The organism is Novosphingobium sp. GV079, assembly GCF_003058045.1.
Lineage (GTDB): Bacteria > Pseudomonadota > Alphaproteobacteria > Sphingomonadales > Sphingomonadaceae > Novosphingobium > Novosphingobium capsulatum.
This window is the reverse complement of record NZ_QBUE01000002.1, coordinates 265765-287936: the sequence shown is the minus strand read 5'-3', so window position 1 is coordinate 287936 and position 22172 is coordinate 265765. Positions and strand designations below refer to the sequence as shown.

At 65.5% G+C, this 22172-nt stretch carries 21 protein-coding genes; 13 read left to right on the top strand and 8 right to left on the bottom strand.

The annotated features are described in order from the left end of the window. Positions 1–314 precede the first annotated feature (314 nt). Complete coding sequence (locus tag C8K14_RS03180) at positions 315–1871, bottom strand: S1C family serine protease (RefSeq protein ID WP_233250874.1); 1557 nt, start codon at positions 1869–1871, stop codon at positions 315–317. A gap of 103 nt (positions 1872–1974) precedes the next feature. On the opposite strand from C8K14_RS03180, the gene C8K14_RS03175 reads away from it, so the two are divergent. Next, on the top strand, positions 1975–3006 hold the full coding sequence (locus C8K14_RS03175) for a bifunctional transcriptional activator/DNA repair enzyme AdaA (RefSeq protein WP_107715661.1): 1032 nt from the start codon (positions 1975–1977) through the stop codon (positions 3004–3006). Here C8K14_RS03175 and C8K14_RS03170 read toward each other — a convergent pair. The 3 genes from C8K14_RS03170 to C8K14_RS03160 form a co-directional block, all read right to left on the bottom strand. Further along, a complete protein-coding gene (locus C8K14_RS03170; protein ID WP_107715660.1) occupies positions 3003–3974 on the bottom strand; it encodes a cupin domain-containing protein in 972 nt (323 codons plus the stop codon). The genes C8K14_RS03175 and C8K14_RS03170 overlap by 4 nt on opposite strands. Before the next feature lie 105 nt (positions 3975–4079). After that, positions 4080–5639: a cryptochrome/photolyase family protein gene (locus C8K14_RS03165; RefSeq protein WP_107715659.1), complete on the bottom strand. Its 1560-nt coding sequence runs from the start codon at positions 5637–5639 to the stop codon at positions 4080–4082. A gap of 6 nt (positions 5640–5645) precedes the next feature. Then, positions 5646–7838, bottom strand: coding sequence for a primosomal protein N' (locus C8K14_RS03160; protein ID WP_107715761.1), 2193 nt, complete (start codon positions 7836–7838; stop codon positions 5646–5648). A gap of 191 nt (positions 7839–8029) precedes the next feature. On the opposite strand from C8K14_RS03160, the gene fsa reads away from it, so the two are divergent. From fsa to cysS, 4 genes are read left to right on the top strand one after another with little or no spacing between them, the layout of a single operon-like run. Beyond that, positions 8030–8683, top strand: coding sequence for a fructose-6-phosphate aldolase (fsa, locus tag C8K14_RS03155; RefSeq protein WP_022676824.1), 654 nt, complete (start codon positions 8030–8032; stop codon positions 8681–8683). A gap of 59 nt (positions 8684–8742) precedes the next feature. Further along, positions 8743–10563: a cobaltochelatase subunit CobT gene (gene cobT / locus C8K14_RS03150; RefSeq protein ID WP_062781942.1), complete on the top strand. Its 1821-nt coding sequence runs from the start codon at positions 8743–8745 to the stop codon at positions 10561–10563. Between the two features lie 21 nt (positions 10564–10584). After that, complete coding sequence (locus tag C8K14_RS22325) at positions 10585–10905, top strand: hypothetical protein (protein WP_133726751.1); 321 nt, start codon at positions 10585–10587, stop codon at positions 10903–10905. 47 nt (positions 10906–10952) lie between these two features. Next, on the top strand, positions 10953–12425 hold the full coding sequence (gene cysS / locus C8K14_RS03145) for a cysteine--tRNA ligase (protein ID WP_107715658.1): 1473 nt from the start codon (positions 10953–10955) through the stop codon (positions 12423–12425). A gap of 162 nt (positions 12426–12587) precedes the next feature. Here the strand turns inward: cysS and C8K14_RS03140 are convergent, their stop codons facing one another. Continuing rightward, positions 12588–12959 carry a hypothetical protein gene (locus C8K14_RS03140; RefSeq protein WP_233250873.1) on the bottom strand — a complete coding sequence of 124 codons (372 nt, stop codon included), beginning with the start codon at positions 12957–12959 and terminating at the stop codon, positions 12588–12590. A 232-nt stretch (positions 12960–13191) separates the two neighbouring features. On the opposite strand from C8K14_RS03140, the gene C8K14_RS03135 reads away from it, so the two are divergent. Both C8K14_RS03135 and C8K14_RS03130 read left to right on the top strand, forming a co-directional pair. Then, positions 13192–13929, top strand: a complete 738-nt coding sequence (locus C8K14_RS03135; RefSeq protein WP_107715657.1) for a S24 family peptidase — start codon at positions 13192–13194, stop codon at positions 13927–13929. Positions 13930–13984: 55 nt separating this feature from the next. Continuing rightward, positions 13985–14659 (top strand): MBL fold metallo-hydrolase, encoded by a 675-nt coding sequence (locus C8K14_RS03130; RefSeq protein WP_304593147.1) that lies wholly within the window; start codon positions 13985–13987, stop codon positions 14657–14659. Between the two features lie 43 nt (positions 14660–14702). On the opposite strand, the gene C8K14_RS03125 is transcribed toward C8K14_RS03130, so the two are convergent. After that, positions 14703–15098 carry an MAPEG family protein gene (locus C8K14_RS03125; protein WP_054131984.1) on the bottom strand — a complete coding sequence of 132 codons (396 nt, stop codon included), beginning with the start codon at positions 15096–15098 and terminating at the stop codon, positions 14703–14705. A gap of 269 nt (positions 15099–15367) precedes the next feature. On the opposite strand from C8K14_RS03125, the gene rpmF reads away from it, so the two are divergent. The 6 genes from rpmF (at position 15368) to C8K14_RS03095 (ending at position 19386) form a co-directional block, all read left to right on the top strand. Continuing rightward, on the top strand, positions 15368–15547 hold the full coding sequence (gene rpmF, locus C8K14_RS03120) for a 50S ribosomal protein L32 (RefSeq protein ID WP_022676831.1): 180 nt from the start codon (positions 15368–15370) through the stop codon (positions 15545–15547). A gap of 28 nt (positions 15548–15575) precedes the next feature. Continuing rightward, complete coding sequence (gene plsX, locus C8K14_RS03115; RefSeq protein WP_022676832.1) at positions 15576–16658, top strand: phosphate acyltransferase PlsX; 1083 nt, start codon at positions 15576–15578, stop codon at positions 16656–16658. Further along, positions 16655–17632 (top strand): beta-ketoacyl-ACP synthase III, encoded by a 978-nt coding sequence (locus C8K14_RS03110; protein WP_107715656.1) that lies wholly within the window; start codon positions 16655–16657, stop codon positions 17630–17632. The genes plsX and C8K14_RS03110 overlap by 4 nt, the downstream gene beginning before the upstream one ends. A gap of 208 nt (positions 17633–17840) precedes the next feature. After that, positions 17841–18140, top strand: coding sequence for an integration host factor subunit alpha (locus C8K14_RS03105; protein WP_022676834.1), 300 nt, complete (start codon positions 17841–17843; stop codon positions 18138–18140). A 12-nt stretch (positions 18141–18152) separates the two neighbouring features. Next, complete coding sequence (locus C8K14_RS03100) at positions 18153–18635, top strand: MerR family transcriptional regulator (protein ID WP_199223675.1); 483 nt, start codon at positions 18153–18155, stop codon at positions 18633–18635. Positions 18636–18828: 193 nt separating this feature from the next. Further along, on the top strand, positions 18829–19386 hold the full coding sequence (locus C8K14_RS03095; protein ID WP_022676836.1) for a fasciclin domain-containing protein: 558 nt from the start codon (positions 18829–18831) through the stop codon (positions 19384–19386). A 119-nt stretch (positions 19387–19505) separates the two neighbouring features. Here the strand turns inward: C8K14_RS03095 and C8K14_RS03090 are convergent, their stop codons facing one another. Beyond that, positions 19506–21116, bottom strand: coding sequence for a lysine--tRNA ligase (locus C8K14_RS03090; protein ID WP_107715655.1), 1611 nt, complete (start codon positions 21114–21116; stop codon positions 19506–19508). Positions 21117–21264: 148 nt separating this feature from the next. After that, positions 21265–22146: a flagellin gene (locus tag C8K14_RS03085; protein ID WP_054131988.1), complete on the bottom strand. Its 882-nt coding sequence runs from the start codon at positions 22144–22146 to the stop codon at positions 21265–21267. Between the last annotated feature and the right edge of the window lie 26 nt (positions 22147–22172).

The following is a 22172-nucleotide window of genomic DNA, read 5'->3' as shown; positions in this document are numbered from 1 at the left end:
GTCCAAGGATTTCAAGCAAGGCGCATGACGCGCAAAAAATGCACGTGACGGCCCGCAGTCCCGGCGCGCCTAGCAACGTCACCGCCATATGACAAGTCACCAGTTGGCAGCCCCTGTTAATGGAGGCGCAAACGTATGCGTATCAGCGTGTCGAAACGTCTCACGCGTGGGACGGCGATGCGGGGAAAGGCGGTTTGGTCCGCCGAGGGTGATTCGGGGGAGGAGGGGCTGGGGGTGGTGGGAAGCCTTGCGCTACTCTTCCACCACCCCCCGACCCGCTCCTCTGAAGAGGAGGGGGAGAAACCTGGACTCTCTTAGGGAACGGGCTGGCAATTGTAGCGCATGCGTTCGTTGGGTTCTGTGGGCAGCAGCGCGCGGATCGCCTGTTGGGCGTCGCCAAAGCGGCGGGCTTCGGCCTGTCCGGCGCCGCAGGCCGGGGCCACCACCTTTTGCCGGGCATCGCGCGCCTGGTTCATGGCATCGAGGCCCATCAGGAAGCGTTCGACGGTATAGCTGCGGCTTTCGGGGTCGAAGTGGGTGACGGCGATGGTATCCTCGCCATTGGGCACCAGCACGCGCGACCAGCCATCGGCGGCCAGGCCATACTGGCTGCGCTGGTTCATGCAGCCGTCCTGGCTCCAGGTGATCGGCACATCGGTGATGTCCGACACGGTCACACGGCTGCGCTGGGGATCGAGCACGCAGATGAACTTGCCGGTGCCGGCTTTGCCCCCGGCCGCCGTGCTCGCGAGGGCATCGGGCGTGCCGCTGGCGGTGGCCACGATGTCTTGCGCGCGGCTGTCGATCGAGAGCAGGCTGGGCCGCAGCGCCCATGCCGCCACCGTGCCCAGCAGCAGCACCAGCGCGCTGCCGCCGGCGATGCGCGTGGCATTGGCGTTGTCGCGCTGGGCATAGATGAACGCGGTGCCGCCTGCGCCCAGCGTTGCCACCAGCAGCAGCACGGCGATGGCCATGCCGTTGTCGCGCTGGGTCAAGACCTCGATCTCGGCCTGGCGGCGCGCGGTTTCCAGGGCGCGGGCGCGGGCATTCTGGCGTGCCTCGTTCTGCGCGGCCTGGCGCGCCTGGTCGCTGGCGGCGCGTTCGCTGTCTGCCCGATCGAGATCGGCGATCGAAGTGCAGGGCAGGTCGCTGGCGTGGGCCTGGACATTGTTCTGCTGCAAAAAGCGCGACAGCTCGCGCATCGAGATGGCGAAGTAGAACGCCGAATCGGTGCTGTTGTCGCTGACCGTGCCGAACGAGTTGACCCCGACGACGCGGCCGCAGGCATCGAGCAGCGGGCCGCCCGAATTGCCCGCGCCGATCGGCGCGGTGTGCAGGATCGTGTCGAATTCCTTGGAACTGCGCCCGGCCGAGACGTAGCCCCGGGTCTTTACCGCCGCCTGGGGGCTGACCAGATCCGACAGCGACAGGCCCTGCGCCAGATCGACGTTGCCGGGATAGCCCACCGCGCTGACGTCGGCGCCATCGCTCACCTGGCCGGCATAGAGCGAAAGCGGCGCGAGCCGGCCGCCGCCCTGGATCTTGAGCAAGGCCAGGTCATTACGCGGGGAATAGGCGACAACGCGCGCTTCATAGCCGCCGCGCCCCTGCGGCGGCACGATGCCGGCGATCAGGGTGTCGTCCTGGCGCAGCGCCTCTACCACGTGGGCGTTGGTGACGACATATTCGGGCGTGACGGCAAAACCGCTGCCATGGCCGATCATGGTGGAACTGCGCCCTTCGGTCTGGACGATCACGACGCGGACGACGCCACGGCTGGCGGCGGCGATGTCGGCGGGATCGGCCAGCGCCGGCAGGGCCGGGGCAAGGGCGAGGGCAACGATGAGCGAGGCGATGAGGCGGCGCAACATGGCGCAGGTCATTGCCGGGATTTGCTTTGATCGCAAGGCGCGGGATGCGCGAGGGCGGCAAGGATGGCATGAAGGGCACAGGAAAAATCACAGGACTGGCCACATGACCACCATCCAACCCCTCGATCCCCAGGCCTGCTGGCAGGCCGTGCTGGCGCGCGACCGGGCGTGGGATGGGGTATTTGTCACTGGCGTGCTGACCACCGGGATCTATTGCCGGCCATCGTGCGCGGCGCGCCATCCGGCGCGGGGCAACGTGCGCTTCTTTGCCGATGGCGCCCAAGCACGCGCGGCGGGCCTGCGCGCCTGCCTGCGCTGCCGGCCTGATGACCTGGCGCGCGATGCTGCTGCCGTGGCCGGGGCGATCGCCGCGATCAAGGCGGCCGAGACTGCGCCCACGCTCGCTGCCCTGGCGGCGCAGGCCGGCTATTCCCCCGCCCATTTCCAGAAGCTGTTCACCCGCCACACCGGACTATCGCCGGCCGCCTATGCCCGCGCGCTGCGCCAGCGGCGCATGGGTGATGTGCTGGCCGGTGCCGAGAGCGTGACTGAGGCGATCCACGAGGCCGGCTATGGCGCGCCCTCGCGCTTTTATGCCGAAAGCGACCGGCTGGGCATGGCGCCATCGGCCTGGCGCAATGGCGGGGCGGGCGTGACGATCCGCTGGGCGCAGGTGGCCACCTCGCTTGGGCCGATGCTGGTGGCCGCCACCGACAAGGGCGTTTGCCGCCTGTCGTTTGGCGAAGGGGAGGACGCCTTGCGCGCCCGCTTTCCCCAGGCGACGCTGATCGCGGGCGGGGCAGACTTTGCCGCGCTGCTCGATGCCGTGGTCGATGCGGTGGAAGTGCCGGGGCGGGCCGACCATATCCCGCTCGATGTGGCCGGCACCGCCTTTCAGGAGTCGGTGTGGCGGCAGTTGCAGGCGATCCCGCCGGGCGAAACGCGCAGCTATGCCCAGATCGCCGCCGCCGTCGGCAAGCCCGGCGCGATGCGCGCCACCGGCAGTGCCAATGGTGCCAACAACGTCGCGGTGCTGATCCCCTGCCACCGCGTGGTGCGATCGGACGGCACCCTCGGCGGCTATGCCTATGGCCTGGAGATCAAGCGCCAGCTGCTGGAGCGGGAGCGGTCTTAAGGGGCGAGGATCACCGTATCGGCGGGGCGCCAGGCCGGCGTGGCCGCCACATAGAACGTGAGGCGCGCGGTGGCCGTAATGCGGTGCGGCACCTGTGGCGGTAGATAGACCACCGAGCCGGTTTTGAGAGGTTGCACGGCACTGCCGATCTGGACGCTGCCTTCGCCACTGGTGACGAACATCACTTCGTGCCCTTCCTTGGTCATCATGCTGGGCATGGCGCGTCCAGCGGCGATGACAAAGCGGGCCGCGCTGATCTGGTCTGCGTGCTGCGGCGCGGTGCGGCCGACCAGTTCCTGCAACGATACCGGATTTGCGGCGGGGGTGGCGGGCGCCGGCGCTTCGGCTGCGCTTTTGCCAGGGGCATCGTCGCGCGTCAGTTTTCTGATCTGTTTGGCAAATGCCGGGTATCGCACCAAGAGATCGGCCCGCTTTCCGGCTTCATAATCGGCATATTCAAAGCCGGGCGCCAGGGTGTTGGCGCCAAAACTGTAGGCGCTGCGGGGCGCGCCGATCGGGATCGCCCCCATCCAGGTGCCGCGCGGCACCAGGATCTGCGGCTCCTCGCCCGCCAGAACGTGGCTGCCCCAGATTTTGACCTCGCCATGGCCATCGGGATAGAGCAGCAGCAATTGGGCCGGATTGCCGCCGTAGAAGTGCCACATCTCGTCGGTGGCGAGCCGGTGCATGGCGGAAAAGTCGCGCTGGGTGAGGATCAGATAGGTTGCGGTATAGGCCCAGCGCGGGCCGGGATAGCGATCAGCGAGGGCGCCGCCGACTTCATCCTTGCTTTTGAAGGTCTGGATGAACCAAGGCCCTTCGTGCGGGATGTTTTCCATGTGGAAATGGCGGATCAGCGCCTGCGCGCCGGGTGGAACACCATCGGCATTTGCCGGGCGCGCCAGAACACCCGTGCTGCCACATCCCAGCAGCAGTAGCGCACCGCCCAGCAACAGCGCTTTTGTCATGCTTGTACTCCCTCACGCGGCAACCTGGCCCCCATGCCAGCGCAGCAGCGCGATCTTAGGCATGACAACCGGGCACGTCGCGCTGGAATTGTTCGGCGCTGCGCCTTAGGCGCGCGCCCAACCTTTCTTCGTCGGCTCCAGCGTTTCGAGAAAGGCCGCCGCGCTGTCGCGGTATTCGGCCTGCTTGTCGGCGCTCATGCGTCGCCAGGTGGCGTAGGGGTTGGCGAGGCGCGGGTTGCCGGCAAGGCGTTCCGCGTTGCGGGCGAGGAAATCCCAATAGAGCGCATTGAACGGGCAGGCGCCTTCGCCCACCTTGCGCTTCACGTCATAGCGGCAGTCGCCACAATAGTTGCTCATCCGGTCGATATAGGCGCCGCTGGCGGCATAGGGTTTCGACGCCAGCTTGCCGCCATCGGCGAACAGCGCCATGCCGGCCACGTTGGGCAGTTCCACCCATTCAAAGGCATCGGCGTAAACCACCAGGAACCAGTCGGCCACGTCCTGCGGCGACAGCCCGGCGAGCAGCGCGAAATTGCCCATGACCATCAGCCGCTGGATATGGTGGGCATAGGCATTCTTGTGCGTGGCGCGCACGCAATCGGCCACGCAGGCCATGTCGGTTTCGCCGGTCCACCAGAATTCGGGCAGGGGCCGCGTGGCGCCCAGCTGGTTGGCCTCGCTCAGACCGGGCATGGTCAGCCAATAGATGCCGCGCACATATTCGCGCCAGCCGATGACCTGGCGGATGAAGCCTTCCACCGCCTCGATCGGGGCGCGGCCCTCGCGCCATTCGGTCTCCGCCCGGCGGCACATCTCCACCGGATCGATCAGCCCGATGTTGAGCGCCGGGCTGATCACGGCGTGATACATCGTGTCGGTGCCGGCCATCATCGCATCCTGATAGCGGCCGAACAGCGGCAGCCGGGTTTTCAGGAAACGGTCAAAGGCGTGCTCTGCCTGTGCCGCCGTAACCGGCCAGGCAAAGTGATCGAGGCTGCCGAAATGCCCGGCAAAGCGCGCCTCGACCAGGGCAATCACCTCTTGCGTGATGGCATCGGGGGCAAAGTGCGAGACGGCGGGCGGGCGGCACTCCGCGTCGGGGCCGCCGCGGTTTTCCGCGTCGAAGTTCCATTTGCCGCCCGCCGGCTTGTCGCCGTCCATCAACAGGCCGGTCTTGCGGCGCATCTCGCGATAGAAATACTCCATGCGCCATTGCTTGCGCCCGGCGGCCCACTGGAAGAAATCGGGTAGCGGGCAGACAAAGCGGGTATCGGGCAGCACCCGCAGCCGCACGCCCAGCGTATCGCGCCAGGCCGTGATCATCTCGCGCACGCGCCATTCGCCCGGTTCGGTGATCTGCACGCCGCGCGGGGCATGGCGCCGGATCGCGCGCTGTACCTCCGCCGTGAAACTGCCGGTGTTGCCGGGATCATCCAGTTTTACGTAATCGACGGTGAAGCCGGTATCGCGCAGTTCCCGGGCGAAATGGCGCATTGCCGAAAAGATCAGCGCGATCTTGGCCTTGTGGTGGCGCACATATTGCGTCTCGTCCCACACCTCCATCATCAGCACCACGGTGTCTTGGGGCGTGCGATCCGCCAGGCTCGACAGGCCATGGGAAAGCTGGTCCCCCAGCACGGGGACAAGGACGGGGCCGTTGCTCATGACCGCTCAAACGAAGCTGTAGGGATCGATATCCACCGCCACCCTTACCCCTTGGGGAAAGCGGAATGGCTCCAGCCACTGGCGGATCACCTTTTGCACCTCGCTCGATCGGCGGGCATTGACCAGCAGGCGATAGCGATAGCGCCCACGCAGCAGCGATAGCGGGGCGGGCGCGGGCCCTAGGATCATCACATCGTCGAGGCGCGGCGCGGTGCCACCGATGGCGCGGGCCGCGTCGCGCGCTTCGGCCTCGTCCTCGCTCGACACGATGATCGCGGCCCAGCGGCCGAACGGCGGGGCATGGGCCTCGCGCCTGGCCTCGGTTTCGGCGGCATAGAACGCGTCGCGATCGCCACTGGCCAGCGCGGCGATCACCGGGGCATCGGGATGGCGCGTCTGGATCAGCACTTCGCCAGGCTTTTCCCCGCGTCCGGCGCGCCCGGCAACCTGCGCCACCTGTTGATAGGTGCGCTCGGCGGCGCGCAAGTCGCCCCCTTCCAGGCCCATGTCGGCATCGACCACCCCCACCAGGGTCAGGTCGGGGAAGTGATAGCCCTTTGTTACCAGTTGCGTTCCCACGATCACATCGATGGCCTTGTTCTCTGCCTGGGCCACGAATTCGGCCGCCTTGGCCGCACTCGTCAACGTGTCCGAAGTGACAAGGGCCACGCGTGCCTCGGGCAGGATCGTGGCCACTTCGTCGGCAATGCGCTCCACCCCCGGTCCGCAGGCGACCAGGCAATCGGGCTCGCCACATTCGGGGCAGGCGCGGGGCGTTGGCACCTCGTGGCCGCAATGATGGCAGGCGAGGCGCTGCGACAGGCGGTGTTCGACCAGCCAGGCCGAGCAATTGGGGCACTGGAAGCGATAGCCGCAGGTGCGGCACAGGGTGAGCGGGGCATAGCCACGCCGGTTGAGGAACAGCAGGCTCTGCTCGCCTTTGGCCAGCCGCTCGCGCAGGCCCTCCACCAGCGGTGGGGCGAGCCAGTGGCCGCGTTCCGGCGCTTGCTCGCGCAAGTCGAGAATGCGGATATCGGGCAGGCCAGCGCCGCCAAAGCGGCTGGGCAGCACCAGCCGTTCATAACGCCCGCTGGCGGCCATATGCAGGCTTTCCAGCGCGGGGGTGGCGCTGGCCAGCACCACCGGGATGCTTTCGAAATGTCCGCGCATGACGGCCACGTCGCGCGCGTTGTAGCGCACGCCATCGTCCTGCTTGAACGAGATCTCGTGCGCTTCGTCCACCACGATCAGGCCCAGCGCGGCAAAGGGCAGGAACAGCGCTGACCGCGCGCCCACCACCACCTGGGCGCGGCCCTGCGCCACGGCGCGCCAGGCGCGGCGCCGTTCCGACGATTTGAGCGAGGAATGCCAGGTGACCGGCTCCACGCCGAAACGCGCCTCGAACCGGGCCAGGAAACTTTGCGTCAGGGCGATTTCGGGCAGCAGCACCAGCACCTGGCGCCCCTGTTCCAGCGCGGCGGCAATCGCCTCGGCATAAGTCTCGGTCTTGCCCGACCCGGTCACCCCGTCGAGCAGGAACGTGACGAAACGCCGCGCGCCCACCGCCTCTACCAGCCGCCCCGCGACTTGCGCCTGGGTGGGAGTCAATTCCGGCACGGCATGGCGCGGATCGGCGGCGGGGTAGGGCCGGTCGGCATCGACCGTGACGGGTTCGAGCAGGCCGGCATTGACCATGCCGCGCAGCACCCCGTCGGAAACCTCGGCAATTTCGGCCAGTTCGCGGATCGTCGCCTGTTGGTCGATCAGCAGGTCCATCGCCTGCGCGCGTTGCGGTGTCAGCCGGCCCGGCTCGCGCCCTGAAAGGCGGTATTCGGTCACCGTGCTGCCGCCTTGCAGCGCCGCCGTGCTCGACAGCGCCATGCGCGCCACGGCCGAAAGCGGGGCCATGTAGTAATCAGCGCACCATTCGATCAGGCGGCGCAGCGGCGCGCCGAGCGGCGGCACCGGCACCACGCCCAGGATCGGGCGCAGCTTGTGTTCGGGCACGTCGGCGCTGGGCAGGCGCTCTTCCTCCCACACCACGCCCAGGATCTGGCGCGGCCCCAACGGGCAGACCACCACCTGGCCCGGCACCACATCGAGATGCGCGGGCACCTTGTAGTCGAGCGGCCCCAGCGCGGCGTTGAACACCACGCATCGGATGCGGCGGGATTGGCTGCGCGGCGGGGGCTGGCTCATCACCCCGTGCATATAGGCAGCCAACCGCATGGGGCAAATGGGGAACGCGGCCTTTGCGCCAACGTTGATCGGGGGATGGCGCACAAGCAGGCCTGACAGCGCGATGGGGCTGCCCTATAGCCCGCGCCAGATTCGCCGTTATGGTGTTAACGCCATTATCAAATCATAACCCTTGCGCAGGACAATCCCTCATGAAGTTCTTTGTCGACACGGCCGATACCGCCGAAATCGCCGATCTGGCCGCCACCGGGCTTCTCGATGGCGTGACCACCAACCCCAGCCTGATCGCCAAGTCGGGCCGCGACTTCATCGAGGTGACCAAGGAAATCTGCCACCTCACCCACGGGCCGGTGTCGGCCGAAGTGGTCGCGCTCGATCACGCCGGGATGATGCGCGAGGCCGAAATCCTGCGCAAGATCGCCGATAACGTGTGCATCAAGGTGCCGCTGACGATCGACGGTCTCAAGACCTGCAAGAAGCTGACCGCCGATGGCACCATGGTCAACGTCACGCTGTGCTTCTCGGCCAACCAGGCGCTGCTGGCGGCCAAGGCCGGCGCCACGTTCGTCTCGCCCTTCGTCGGCCGCCACGATGACAACGGCTTTGACGGCATGGACCTGATCCGCGACATCCGCCTGATCTATGACAACTATGCCTACGAAACCGAAATCCTCGTCGCCTCGATCCGCCATGGCATCCACATTCTGGAAAGCGCGCGCATCGGCGCCGATGTGATCACCGCGCCGCCGGCGGTGATCAAGGGCCTGTTCAAGCATGTCCTGACCGAAAAGGGCATCGAAGGGTTCCTTGCGGATTGGGCCAAGACCGGCCAATCTATCGGTTGATGAAGACACGCGCCCCGGTCGCTGTGGCCGGGGCGCAATTTGCAAAACTGGATTGATTCTTGGCTGCCGAATCCCCGCTCGATACCTTCCGCTCCGTTCTCACCGGCACGTCCCGCGCCTTGGCGGAACAGCCCGAAGTGGAAGTGGCATGGACATCGGACCAGGCCAGCCAGACCGGCAAGCTGATGCGCGTGCCCATGCCCGGCCGCGCCTTGCCGGCAGAGCAGGTGGCCCAGGCGCGTGGCGCCGCCGATTCCATGGCGCTGCGCCTGCGCTATCACAACGATGCGCTGCACAATGCCGGCGCGCCGGCGGAAATGCTCGCCCGCGCCTGTTATGACGCGGTGGAGCGGGTGCGCTACGAAGTGCTCGGCTCTGACGGATATCAGGGCATGCGCGGCAATCTCGATGCCGTGACCGCGCAGCGGGTCAGCGCCGATCCGATCAGCCGCGCGACCAAGCCCGAAGAAGTGCCGCTGCCCACCGCCCTTTCGCTGCTGCTGCGCGAAAAGCTCACCGGCGCGCCGATCCCGGCGCTGGCCAAGCTTGGCACCGACATGGTGCGCAGCTGGATCGAGGCCAAGGCCGGCGACGACATGGCAGGCCTTGCCGGCAGCCTGGAAGACCAGAAGGCGTTCCAGAAGCTGGCGCTCTCGATGCTCGGCCATCTCGATCTCACCCAGGCCTCTGCGCCCGAGCAGAACGAGAACGACGACGAAGACAGCGAGGACGAACAGGACGACGGCACCGAAAAGCCCGAAGAGTCCGAGTCCAGCGCGGATGACCAGCAACCGGTTGAGCAGGCCGGCGATACCTCTGACGGGGAGGGCGATGGCGATCAGCAGGAAGAGGCCGATCGCCCCGATGATGCCGCCGACGCCGACATGGCCGATGAGGGCGAGGAGGGCATGCTGCCCACCCGGCCCAACCGTCCGTGGACCGACCTGCCCGAGGATTTCGACTACAAGACCTATACCACCCGTTTCGACGAGGTGATCGCGGCCACCGACCTGTGCGACGAGGAAGAGCTGACGCGCCTGCGCGCCTATCTCGACAACCAGATGAAGGGGCTGCAAAGCGTGGTGACGCGGCTGGCCAACCGCCTGCAACGGCGCCTGATGGCCGCGCAGAACCGCAGCTGGGATTTCGACCAGGAGGAAGGCCTGCTCGATGCCGCGCGGCTGGCCCGCGTGGTGATCGCGCCGGGCCATTCGCTGTCGTACAAGATCGAGCGCGAAGTCGAGTTCAAGGACACCGTCGTGACCTTGCTGATCGACAATTCCGGCTCGATGCGCGGGCGGCCGATCTCGATCGCGGCGATCAGCGCCGATATCCTGGCGCGCACGCTGGAACGCTGTGGGGTCAAGACCGAAGTGCTGGGCTTTACCACCCGCGCGTGGAAGGGCGGCCAATCGCGCGAGGCGTGGCTGGCCGGTGGCAAGCCGGCGCATCCCGGCCGTCTCAACGACTTGCGCCACATTGTTTACAAGAAGGCTGACGAGCCCTGGCGCCGCGCGCGCAAGAACCTGGGCCTGATGATGCGCGAAGGCCTGCTCAAGGAAAACATCGACGGCGAGGCGCTGCTCTGGGCGCACACCCGCATGCTCGCCCGGCAAGAGGATCGCCGCATCCTGATGGTGATTTCCGATGGCGCGCCGGTGGACGACAGCACGCTGTCGGTCAACCACGCCGGTTATCTGGAACAGCACCTGCGCCGCGTGATCGACTGGATCGAAAAGCAGAGCCCGGTGCAACTGGTCGCCATCGGCATCGGCCATGATGTGACCCGCTATTACCGCCGCGCCGTGACGATCATGGACGTGGAGCAACTGGGTGGCACGATCGTGGAACAGCTGGCTGATCTGTTCGAGGTGGATTGAAAGCTTTGCGGAGGGTTTTGGATGAGCATTGATCCCAGAAAAGTTGTCTCCCCAAAATCACGCCTAAATTCTCTTTTTAAAATTATAAAATGGACTCAGGATTGGTCTCTCGCTTTGGGGGTGTGGGATAATAATCGCGCTTTATTGATTCGTTGGAATGGAGACGCGGATCATGCGTTGGGAAGCCCTGCGTCGCACGGGTATCCTACGTGGTTTGTTTTGCCTAAAGATATGGAATTCTCGACGCTATCGCTTGTTGAAGAGCCAAACCGCTCTAGCGCAGCTGCATGGCTCAACGCTGATCGCGATGTAGAGTGGAAAGACCCGGTGCCTGCAGGGTGATGAAGCTGGATTGACGTTGAGGCGCGAACCAAGGCAAAGCGCGCGGCATGACCGATCAATCCGCCCCGCTCATGCTGTTCAACAGCCTTACCCGCGCGCTCGAACCGTTCGTGCCGGTCCATCCTGGCGAAGCGCGGGTCTATTCCTGCGGGCCGACGGTCTATAACTATCCCCACATCGGCAACATGCGCGCCTATGTCTTTGCCGATGTGCTGGGCCGCACGCTGTCGTGGAAGGGCTATGCGCTTACCCACGTCATCAACATTACCGATGTGGGCCACCTGACCGACGATGCCGATGCCGGCGAAGACAAGCTGGAAAAGGCCGCGCGGGCCAATGCGCAATCGATCTGGGATATCGCGCGCCATTATACCCAGGCCTATTGGGCCGATATCGACGCGCTGGGCATTCGCCAGCCGGCGCACTGGTCGATCGCCACCGATTATGTGCCGGCGATGATCGAATTTGCCCAAAGCATTGCCGACAAGCACTGCTACGAATTGCCCGGCGGGCTCTATTTCGATGTTTCGACCGTGGCCGATTATGGCAAGCTTGCCCGCGCCGCGACCGACGAGGGCGAGGGGCGGATCGAGCAGGTGGAAGGCAAGCGCCACCAGGCCGACTTCGCGATCTGGCGCAAGACCCCGCCGGGCGAGACGCGCCAGATGGAGTGGGACAGCCCGTGGGGCCGCGGTGCGCCGGGCTGGCACCTGGAATGCTCGGTCATGTCGGGCAAGCTGCTGGGCTTTCCGTTCGATATCCACACCGGCGGTATCGACCACCGCGAGATCCACCATCCCAACGAAATCGCGCAAAATCAGGCGTTCTGCTGCGCCGGCAGCCTGGCCGACCCGGCCAATTCGGGCGCGCGCATGTGGATGCACAACAATTTCCTGGTCGAACGCTCGGGCAAGATGAGCAAGTCCTCGGGCGAGTTCCTGCGCCTGCAACTCTTGATCGACCGGGGCTATCACCCGCTCGCCTATCGCCTGATGTGCCTTCAGGCACACTATCGCAGCGAGCTGGAGTTTTCCTGGGAAGGGCTGGGCGCGGCGCTGACGCGATTGAAGCGCATGGTCATGGCCGTGGCCCAGCTCAAAGAGCGCGCGGAAGAAGGCGTCGATACCAGCGCCTGGCGCAGCCATGCCAAGCTGGCGCCGCTGGTGGAGCGCTTCGACGCCGCGATCAGCGATGATCTCAACACCGCCGTGGCGCTCACCGTGCTGGACGAGGCGGTGGCGCTCAAGAAGATCGACCCGGCGCTCAAGCTGGCGGCGATTGCCGCGTTTGACGCGGTGCTGGGCCTCAACCTGCTCACGCTCGATCGCACCGCCCTGCGCCTGCGCCCCAAGGCGGCCACGATCACCGAGGACGAGATCGCCCAGCGCATCGCCGCCCGCCACGAAGCCCGCGCCGCCAAGGACTTTGCCCGCAGCGACACGCTGCGCGACGAACTCGCCGCCCAAGGCGTGGACGCGATGGACGGCGACCCGCTCGGCTGGGACTGGCGCTTGGGCTAATTCTTCTCCCCCTCCTCTTCAGAGGAGGGGGTCGGGGGGTGGTGGATGCCCGGCGCAAGGCTTAGCACCACCCCCAACCCCTCCTCTGAAGAGGAGGGGGGAAATTCTTTGTCTCCACCCCGTTCGGGCTGAGCCTGTCGAAGCCCGCGCGCGCCACACCAATCACCCCTGATCGAGCAGCAGCAGTTCCAGCTCCACCTCCAGCGTGCGCTGCGGCAGCACGGCCTCGTCGGTGCGCACCACGGTAACATCGGCCACCACGGCGCCGGGCACGGTGAATTCGTGGTCGGGCAGGGCGGCGATCAGCGCCTCGCCATCGTCGCACGCTTCCCAGCCGGTGTAGCGCAGGATCACGGTGTGGCGCGCGCCCGAGAACGTGACGCTGGCCCAGGGGCGTTCGCGGTGATCGATCAGTTGCGCGCTGCGTCCGGCCAGTGCCAGCACGCTGCGCACCACGCGGGGCGCCAGCCCTGGCGCGACTCGGCGCGGGCGAGGGGCATTGCTGGGGCTGAAAGCATCGTGATTGCGCAGCATGGGAAGCAATCCTTTGTGTTGAAAACCCAATATGTTCATGAAATGTTCTTTGGCGCTTTTGCCACTGTCGCGGCCATGCCGGCTGGTCTGGATGGTTAAGGACATGGGTTGAATCGCGACATGAAATTTCCTCGGATTCCGGTGCAGTCCTGTGGACAAATCCCGATAAAAATCCTATAAACTGCTGGATAGGCCTAGTGTCTAGGAAAAATCCTTCGAGTTTGGACGCACCATGGCGAAGTCTCTGGAATCTGTCGAAAGCGCTGGCGCGATAGGCAAAGGTGGCGGTGAACCGCTCGATCCGGCGCGGGCGCGGCTGGTCGAACTGGCTGCCGCGCGGGGGGTTTCGCTCTCGGCGCTGTCCGGGCTGATCGGGCGCAATGCCAGCTATCTCCAGCAATTCGTGCGCAAGGGTTCGCCGCGCAAGCTGGAAGAGATCGATCGCGGCACCTTGGCGCGGTTCTTTGGCGTGGACGAGGCGGAACTGGGTGCGCCCGATCCGGCGGTGCATGTGCCCGCGGCGCTGCGCCAGGATGGCGTCGGTCTTTCCACGCCGCGAACCCAGGCCGAATGGGCTGACATTCCCCGCCTGGCGCTGGGCGCTTCGGCCGGGGCAGGGGCGCTGACGGCTAATGAAGTGCCGGTCGGCCGGCTGCGCTTTTCCAGCCGCTGGCTCAAGGCGCAGGGCCTCGATCCGGCCATGCTCAGCGTGATCGAGGTGGAAGGCGATTCGATGGAGCCGACGCTGCGCGACAGCGACGAAATCCTGGTCGACCGCACCCCGCGCCCGTTGCGCGCCGGCATCCACGTGATCCGCGTGGACGACGTGCTGCTGGTCAAGCGATTGGAAGCGGGCGCCGCCGGCATGATCCGCGTGATCAGCGACAACCCCGCCTATCCCCGCATGGAACGCCGCATGGCCGATGTGGACGTGGTCGGCCGCGTGGTATGGAAGGGCGGCAAGATCTGAAGGTGCGGCGCGCCAATGGCTTGCCATTTGCCGGCGCGCTGGCCATTTCAGGGGCATGAGCCAAACCCCATCCAGCACCCTGCCGCCCATGCAAGTTGCGATCCTGCCTGTTACGCCGTTGCAGCAGAACTGCACGCTGTTGTGGTGCACGGCCACGATGAAGGCGGCAGTGATCGATCCGGGTGGCGATCTCGACCGGATCAAGGCCCTGGTGGCCAAGGCTGGCGTGACGGTGGAAAAGCTGCTGATCACCCATGGCCACCTCGATCACTGCGGCGGCGCGGCGCAGCTGGCGCGCGACCTTGGCGTGCCGATCGAAGGGCCGCACGAGGCGGACCTGTTCTGGATTGCCAAGCTGGCCGAGGATAGCGGGCGCTGGGGCGTGCCGGCGGAAATCTTCACGCCGACCCGCTGGCTCGACCAGGGCGATACGGTCACGGTGGGCAATCTGACGCTCGATGTGCTGCATTGCCCGGGGCACACGCCTGGCCACGTGGTGTTTTTCCACGAGCCCTCGCGCTTTGCCGTGGTGGGCGATGTGCTGTTCCAGGGCGGCATCGGCCGCTGGGATTTCCCGCTCGGCAACTTTGACGATCTGGTCGCCTCGATCACCGGGCGGCTGTGGCCGCTGGGCGACGACGTGATGTTCAATCCCGGCCACGGCCCGCGCAGCACATTTGGCCATGAACGCGCGAGCAACCCCTGGGTGGGGGATGCCGCGCTCGCCTGAACGAGGCGGGCCTGATTCGTAGCGAATCAGGCCCGCAGGTTTTTCAGGCGTCGGCCGCGATGGAAATCGCCCAGACGGCAAGGCCAAGCAGCGCGAGAATCGTGGTCAGCGCGCCGATCATGCGCAGGCGCGAGGGCTGCTTGCCATCCATGCCCACGCCATGGGCAACGCGGCCCAGCATATAGATGCCCATGACGCCGAGCAGCCACGGGCTGCCCGGTCGCGCCAGTTCCACCAGGCCCGACAGGACCAGCACGATCGGGGCGCTTTCGATGAAGTTGGCCTGGGCCCGCATGCGCGCGACCAGCGGTGGATGGCCGCCATCGCCCAGTGCGATCTTGGCCTCGCGCCGCACCATGCCGATGCGCACCATCAGCCAGAAATTGAGAATCGCCGCAGCCCCGGCCGAAACCAGGGTGATGGGCAGGATGATCGGCATCGTGTATTTTCCCCTCTCGCATGTTCTGCCCAGGTTTTCTGCGCCGGTGCATGGGCCGAATGCCGCCTTTGCGACGAGGCCATGCTTGCAAAGCACCAGAAAATCCGTATAGGCGCGGCCTTCGCCCGTGATAGGCGATGCCGGTCCACCCGCTCTAATCCAGAACGGAAGCCGTATGAACCCTTCGTCGTGAGATGCGGGGTTGTGCGGTGGCACGGTTTTCCCTATCGCGCCCGCAATCGTTGTAATTTTCAGGAACAGGTGCCGAAATGGCCGTCCCAAAAAGAAAGACCTCCCCGTCCCGCCGGGGCATGCGCCGCAGCCACGATGCGCTGAAGGCAGAAGCATTCCACGAATGCTCGAACTGCGGTGAACTCAAGCGCCCGCACATGCTGTGCAACGCTTGCGGTCACTACAACGGTCGCGAAATCATCGCCGTCGGCGCCTGAGCCGATCTGACGGAGGGATGATCGGATCATGAGCCTGCCCAGAATCGCCGTCGATGCGATGGGCGGCGACGAAGGCGTGCGCGTGATGATCGAAGGCGCCGCGCTTGCGCGTCGGCGTCACGATCGCTTCAAGTTCCTGCTGGTCGGGGACGAGGTGAAGATCGCTCAAGCCCTTGACCATCATCCCAACCTTCGCAGCGCGTCGGAAATCCTCCACGCGCCCGAAGCGGTGGCCGGCGATGAACGGCCCACCCAAGCCCTGCGCCGCGCACGCACCACGTCGATGGGATTGGCCATCGATGCGGTGAAGCGTGGCGAGGCTGGCGCTGCGGTGAGCAGCGGCAATACCGGCGCGCTTATGGCCATGGCCAAGCTGGCGCTGCGCACCATGCCTGGCATCGATCGCCCGGCACTGGCTGCCCTCCTGCCCACGCTGGGCACGCACGATGTCATCATGCTCGACCTGGGCGCGAACACCGATTGCGATGCCCGCAATCTGTTCCAGTTCGCCATCATGGGCGCAGCCTATGCGCGCATTGTCCACGGGCTCGATAGTCCGCGCGTGCGCCTGCTCAACATCGGCACCGAAGAAACCAAGGGCACCGAAAACTTGCGCGATGCCGCCGCCCTGCTCAAGCAGGCCGCTGCCTCGCTCGCGCTGACGTTCGATGGCTTTGCCGAGGCGGACAAGGTCTCGCGCGGCGATTTCGACGTGGTCGTCACCGATGGGTTCTCCGGCAATATCGCGTTGAAAGCGATGGAAGGCGCCGCCCGCTTCGTGGGCGATCTGCTGCGTCGCAGCTTCGCCTCGTCGCTGCGCTCCAAGCTGGGCTTCCTGATCTCGCGTCCGGCGACCGAAACGCTCAAGCATCATCTCGATCCCAATAACCACAATGGGGCGGTGTTCCTCGGCCTTAATGGCGTGGTGGTGAAAAGCCATGGCAGCGCATCGGCCATGGGGGTGGCCAATGCCGTCGCCGTGACCGCGCGCCTCCTGGAGGAAAACCTGATCGAGCGTATCGCGGCCGACGTGGCTGCGGTCGATCCCGATACGATTCGCCAGCCGGCCCGGCGCCGTGCGGCCAACACGGAAGGTGAAACCGCGCTGTGACTCTGCGCTCGGTTATTACCGGCAGCGGTTCCGCTCTGCCGCAACGTGCCGTTTCCAATGCTGAAATGGCGCAGATGGTGGATACCACCGACGAATGGATCGTGGAGCGCACGGGCATTCGCAATCGCTATATCGCGGGGGAGGGCGAAACCACGTCCTCGCTCGCCATCCTCGCCGCCCGCCGCGCGATCGAGGCAGCGGGGATCGAGGCGACCAGCATCGACCTGATCGTGCTGGCCACGGCCACGCCGGATCAGACCTTTCCCGCCACGGCGACGATCGTCCAGCAGGCGCTGGGCTGCAATGGCGGCATGGCATTCGATGTCGCGGCGGTCTGCTCGGGCTTTCTCTATGCGATGGGTACGGCCGATGCCATGCTGCGCACCGGCATGGCGCGCCGCGCCCTGGTGATTGGCGCGGAAACGTTCAGCCGCATTCTCGATTGGGAAGACCGCACCACCTGCGTGCTGTTCGGCGATGGCGCTGGCGCCATGGTGCTGGAAGCGCGCGAGGTTGATCCTGCCGATGCGGCCGCGCCCGGCGTCCTGGCCACCCGCCTGCATGCCGATGGCGCCCACAACCAGCTGCTCTATGTCGATGGCGGTGCCTCGACCACGGGCACGGTGGGCAAGCTGCGGATGAAGGGACGCGAGGTGTTCCGCCACGCCGTCACCAACCTGGCCGCCGTGCTGGAAGAAGTGCTGGCCGACACCGGCCATGTTTCTGCCGATATCGATTGGGTGGTGCCGCATCAGGCCAATTACCGCATCCTCGATGCCACCGCGCGCAAGCTGGGGTTGCCGGCCGAAAAGGTGGTGGTGACGGTGGACCAGCACGCCAATACCAGCGCCGCCTCGGTGCCGCTGGCGTTTGACACCGCCGTGCGCGACGGGCGCATCACCAAGGGGCACCTGGTGGTGTTCGAAGCGATGGGCGGCGGGTTTACCTGGGGGGCGTGCATCGTCCGCATGTGATTCGCGCCACTGTGGTGCCAAGTGATTTCACGACCGTTTTGGAGCATGGGGATGCCTGAAACGATCTGAAACAGTCCGATCATCGCTGGATTTTTGCTGCGCAGAAAATCCATCAGGGCTTTGACGGAATGGAGTGCATTGCCTGTCCTGCAAAACGCGCTATTGTATGGGACGGGAAGGGATTTTTTTACCGGGGGGTAAAACAACCATGCGTTCTGTTGGTACGCTGACACGGGCCGATCTGGCCGAGAGCATCAATCGTCGGGTCGGTCTTTCACGGGCGGATTCGCTCGAAATGGTCGAGGCCATATTGCAGCACATGAGTGGTGCACTGTCCGAAGGCGAGAATGTTAAGATTTCCGGTTTCGGTACGTTCCTGTTGCGGGACAAGGCCGAACGCATCGGGCGTAACCCCAAGACCGGGGTGGAAGTGCCGATCACGCCACGGCGCGTGCTCACCTTCCGCGCCAGCCAGATGCTGAAGGATCGCATCAGCGACGGTTCCTGATAGAATGGATACATGACGGATAAGGGCCATCTCGTTTCTCCCGAAAGTGTGATTGATGATGGCAAGGCGCCCGATGCCTTGCGCACGATCGGAGAGGTGGCCCGGCTCCTGGGCGTGAAGCCGCATGTCCTGCGCTATTGGGAAGAGCAGTTTCCGATGCTGCGCCCGCTGACGCGCGCCGGTAACCGGCGCTATTACCGGGCCGAAGACGTGGCGCTCGTGGCCACGATCGACCGCCTGCTCAATCACGAAGGCTATACCATTCGCGGCGCCCGCCAGGCACTGGACGGTGACCTGCGCGTCAACGCGCCTGTGGCGTTGGACAAGGCCGACCAGGGCCCGGTCTCTGCACCGCTGGCAGCGGATCGGGAAACCGCGCCCATGGGCAAGGCCAGCGCCGCGTTGGAAACCGAGCTGGTTGCCGCGGTGGCGCGGCTGCGCGTGCATCTGGAACAGATTCGCAGCGGTCTGGTGGCGGCGCTCGAAGACGATTGACCCGGCCGGGCAACTGCTGCGTCCGTGCCGCCTGCCGTGCTTCGCCCAAAAGGGAAAGGCGGCCTTTCCCTAAAAATCCGCTTCGTTTCATTTGTTTGCGCCGCGTTGCCCTTGTGGGCAGGGGCACGTGCTGGAACTCTGCCTGTTTGATCTGGTTCGAACGGCGGCAATGATGCCGAGTGGAGAGTTTCCCATGCTGAAAGGCAAGTTCTATGCGTCGCTGGCCGCTGCCGGCCTGGCGCTTGCGCTCACCCCCGCCGCCCAGGCCGCCGCGTCGAAGATGGTAGGTGGCGCCGCGATGGTTGGCACCAAGACGATCGTCGAAAACGCGTCGAAGTCGTCCGATCACACCACGCTGGTCGCCGCCGTCAAGGCTGCCGGCCTGGTCGACACGCTGAACGGCAAGGGCCCGTTCACCGTGTTCGCGCCGACCAACGAAGCCTTTGCCGCGCTGCCGGCAGGCACCGTGGACACGCTGCTCAAGCCTGAAAACAAGGCGCAGCTGACCCAGATCCTGACCTACCACGTGGTGGCCGGGAAGGTGACGGCGGCTGACCTGATCGCCAAGATCAAGGCCGGCGGCGGCACTGCCACGCTGACCACGGTGGAAGGCGAACCCCTGACCGCCATGCTCGATGGCAGCAATGTCGTGCTGACCGACGCCAAGGGCGGCAAGGCCACGGTGACGATCGCCGATGTGCCGCAGTCCAACGGCGTGGTGCACGTGATCAATGCCGTGCTGATGCCGTAATCTGGCCGCTGAACATTCCCTCCCCCAACCCCTCCCGCACACGGGAGGGGAGTTTGTGAATTCCCCCTCCCGTGTGCGGGAGGGGGTTAGGGGGAGGGGATGTTACGCCAGCCTGTCGCTCAAGCTTCGAGCGCCTCAGCAATCAACTTGCGCGTATTGCCTACACCATACAGCGCGATGAAGCTGCCCATGCGCGGGCCCTGGGCAGAGCCCAGCAGCGTCTCATACAGCGCCTTGAACCAGTCACGCAGGGTTTCGAAGCCGTAGTGCGGGTCCTTGCCGATTTCATAGACGATGTTCTGCAATTCCTCGGCCGTGGCATCGTCGCTGGTCGCAGCGAGTTCTTCGTCGAGGGCGGCCAGCGCCGCTGCCTCGCCAGCCTCGGGCTTGCGCCGCACCAGCGTGGGCGCGATGAAATCCCGGTTGTAGGCCAGCGCCCGCGTCACCAGCGCGTCGAGCGCGGGATGGGCGGCCGGATCGGCATTGTCGACATAGTTGGCAAGGTATGACCACACCTGTTCGCGCGTCGCGTGGGCGCCCAGCACGCCGACGAGGTTGAGCAGCAGGCCATAAGTCACCGGCAGCTTGTCGCCCGCGCCAGATTGTTCGCCATTGGTGCGCAGCAGGTGCCACACCGGGTTGCCCAGTTGCTGCTCCACCGGCTGGCTGGGCAGCTTTTCGCGGAACTGCCAGTATTCATCGACCGCGCGGGGGATGATGCCCACGTGCAGCGACTTTGCGCTCTTGGGTTCGCGGAACAAGTAAAAGCCGAGGGATTCCTCGCTGCCGTAATCGAGCCATTGCTCGATGGTCAGGCCATTGCCCTTGGACTTCGAGATCTTTTCGCCCTTCTCGTCCAGGAACAGTTCGTAGATCAGGCCTTCGGGGCGGCGGCCGCCGAGCACCTGGGCGATGCGGCCCGATTGCGTCACGCTGTCGGTCAGGTCCTTGCCGCACATCTCGTAATCGACGCCCAGCGCCACCCAGCGCATCGCCCAATCGACCTTCCACTGTAGCTTGGACTTGCCGCCCAGGATCGATTGCTCGACCACCTCGCCGGTCACGTCGGTAAAGCGGATCATGCCGCTTTCCGCGTCGACTACTTCCACCGGCACCTGGAGCACCTGGCCATTGCTGGGCGAGATCGGCAGGACCGGCGAATAGGTCTTGCGGCGTTCCTCGCGCAGGGTGGGCAGCATGATGCCCATGATCGCGTCGAAATGGCGCAGCACGTTCTTGAGCGCTTCGTCGAAAGCGCCCGAATTGTAGCGTTCGGCGCCAGAGACGAATTCATAGTCGAAGCTGAAGCGATCGAGGAATTCGCGCAGCATCGCGTTGTTGTGGTGGGCAAAGCTTTCGTACTTGCCGAACGGATCGGGGATGCGGCTCAACGGCTCCTGCAGGTGCGCGGTGAGGAGGTCCTTGTTGGGCACGTTGTCGGGCACCTTGCGCAGCCCATCCATGTCGTCGGAAAAGGCGACCAGGCGCGTGGGGTGGCCACCGGTCAGCACTTCATAGGCGCGGCGCACCAGCGTGGTGCGCAACACTTCCTGGAACGTGCCGATATGCGGCAGGCCCGAGGGGCCATAGCCGGTTTCGAACAGCACCGGCACCAGCTCGCCCGCGCCGTCGCGTTTCCCGCCGGGATAGCGCTTGACCAGCTTGCGCGCTTCCTCGAACGGCCAGGACTTCGACACTTGGGCGGCGGTGGTGAGTTCGGTTTGGGTCATGGTTCCCGCCCTTTCGCGCCTGCCGCGCGCGAAGGCAAGGCATTTGGGGCGGTTGATGCGGCGGTTCCATGCGAAAATGCGGCACAGCCCGGGGGTGGGCTGTACCGCATTTCCGTGGAGGCTCCCGAAGCGGGTGTGGATGGGGGACTTACTTCAGGAGCGTCAGGACATTCTGCTGGTTCTGGTTGGCCTGCGAGATCATCGCGGTCGATGCCTGGGCGAGGATCTGCGCCTTGGCCATGGCGGTGGTTTCAGCAGAATAATCGGTATCCAGAATGCGGCTGCGCGCATCGGACAGGTTGGTGACGTTGTCGGTCAGGTTGTTGACCACCGATTGCAGGCGGTTCTGGCCGGCACCGAATTCGGCACGTACGGCCGTCACCTGCGCCAGGGCGGAGTCGATGTTGTCCATCGTGGTCGAAGCCTTGGCTGAATCGCTCACGTCCAGTGCCTGGGTGGTGGACGTAGCATCATAGGTCGATGCGCCCGAGCCGAACAGGATCTGGCCGTCGAACGCCTTGGAGCGCAGCGTGACCACGTTGGTGGTGTTGGCGCCGGCCTGGATATCGAGCGTGAGATCGTCGCTACCATCGGTGGCGGGCGTGCTGGTCATCACCTTGAACACGTTGTTGCCGTTGAACAGGGTGTTGTTGAGCACGTCTGAAATCTGGGCGGTGAGGTTGCCCACTTCCGACTGCATCGCGGTGCGATCGGAATCCTGGTAGGTGGCCGACTTGGACTGGACCGCCAGTTCGCGGATGCGCTGGAGCATCGCCGTCACTTCGTTGAGCGCGCCATCGGCGGTCTGCGCCATCGAGATGCCGTCGTTGGCGTTGCGCACGCCCTGCTGCATGCCCTGGATCTGCGCGGTCATGGTGGTGGTGATGGCCAGGCCCGCGGCATCGTCCTTGGCGCTGTTGATGCGCTTGCCGGTCGACAGGCGCTGCATCGCAACGCCGGTCTGTTGCGACGCGGTGATAGAGGCGTTGGCGGCACGAAGCGCCGCGATATTGGTGTTGATGACTGCCATTTTCCCATTCTCCACTATGGGTTGAG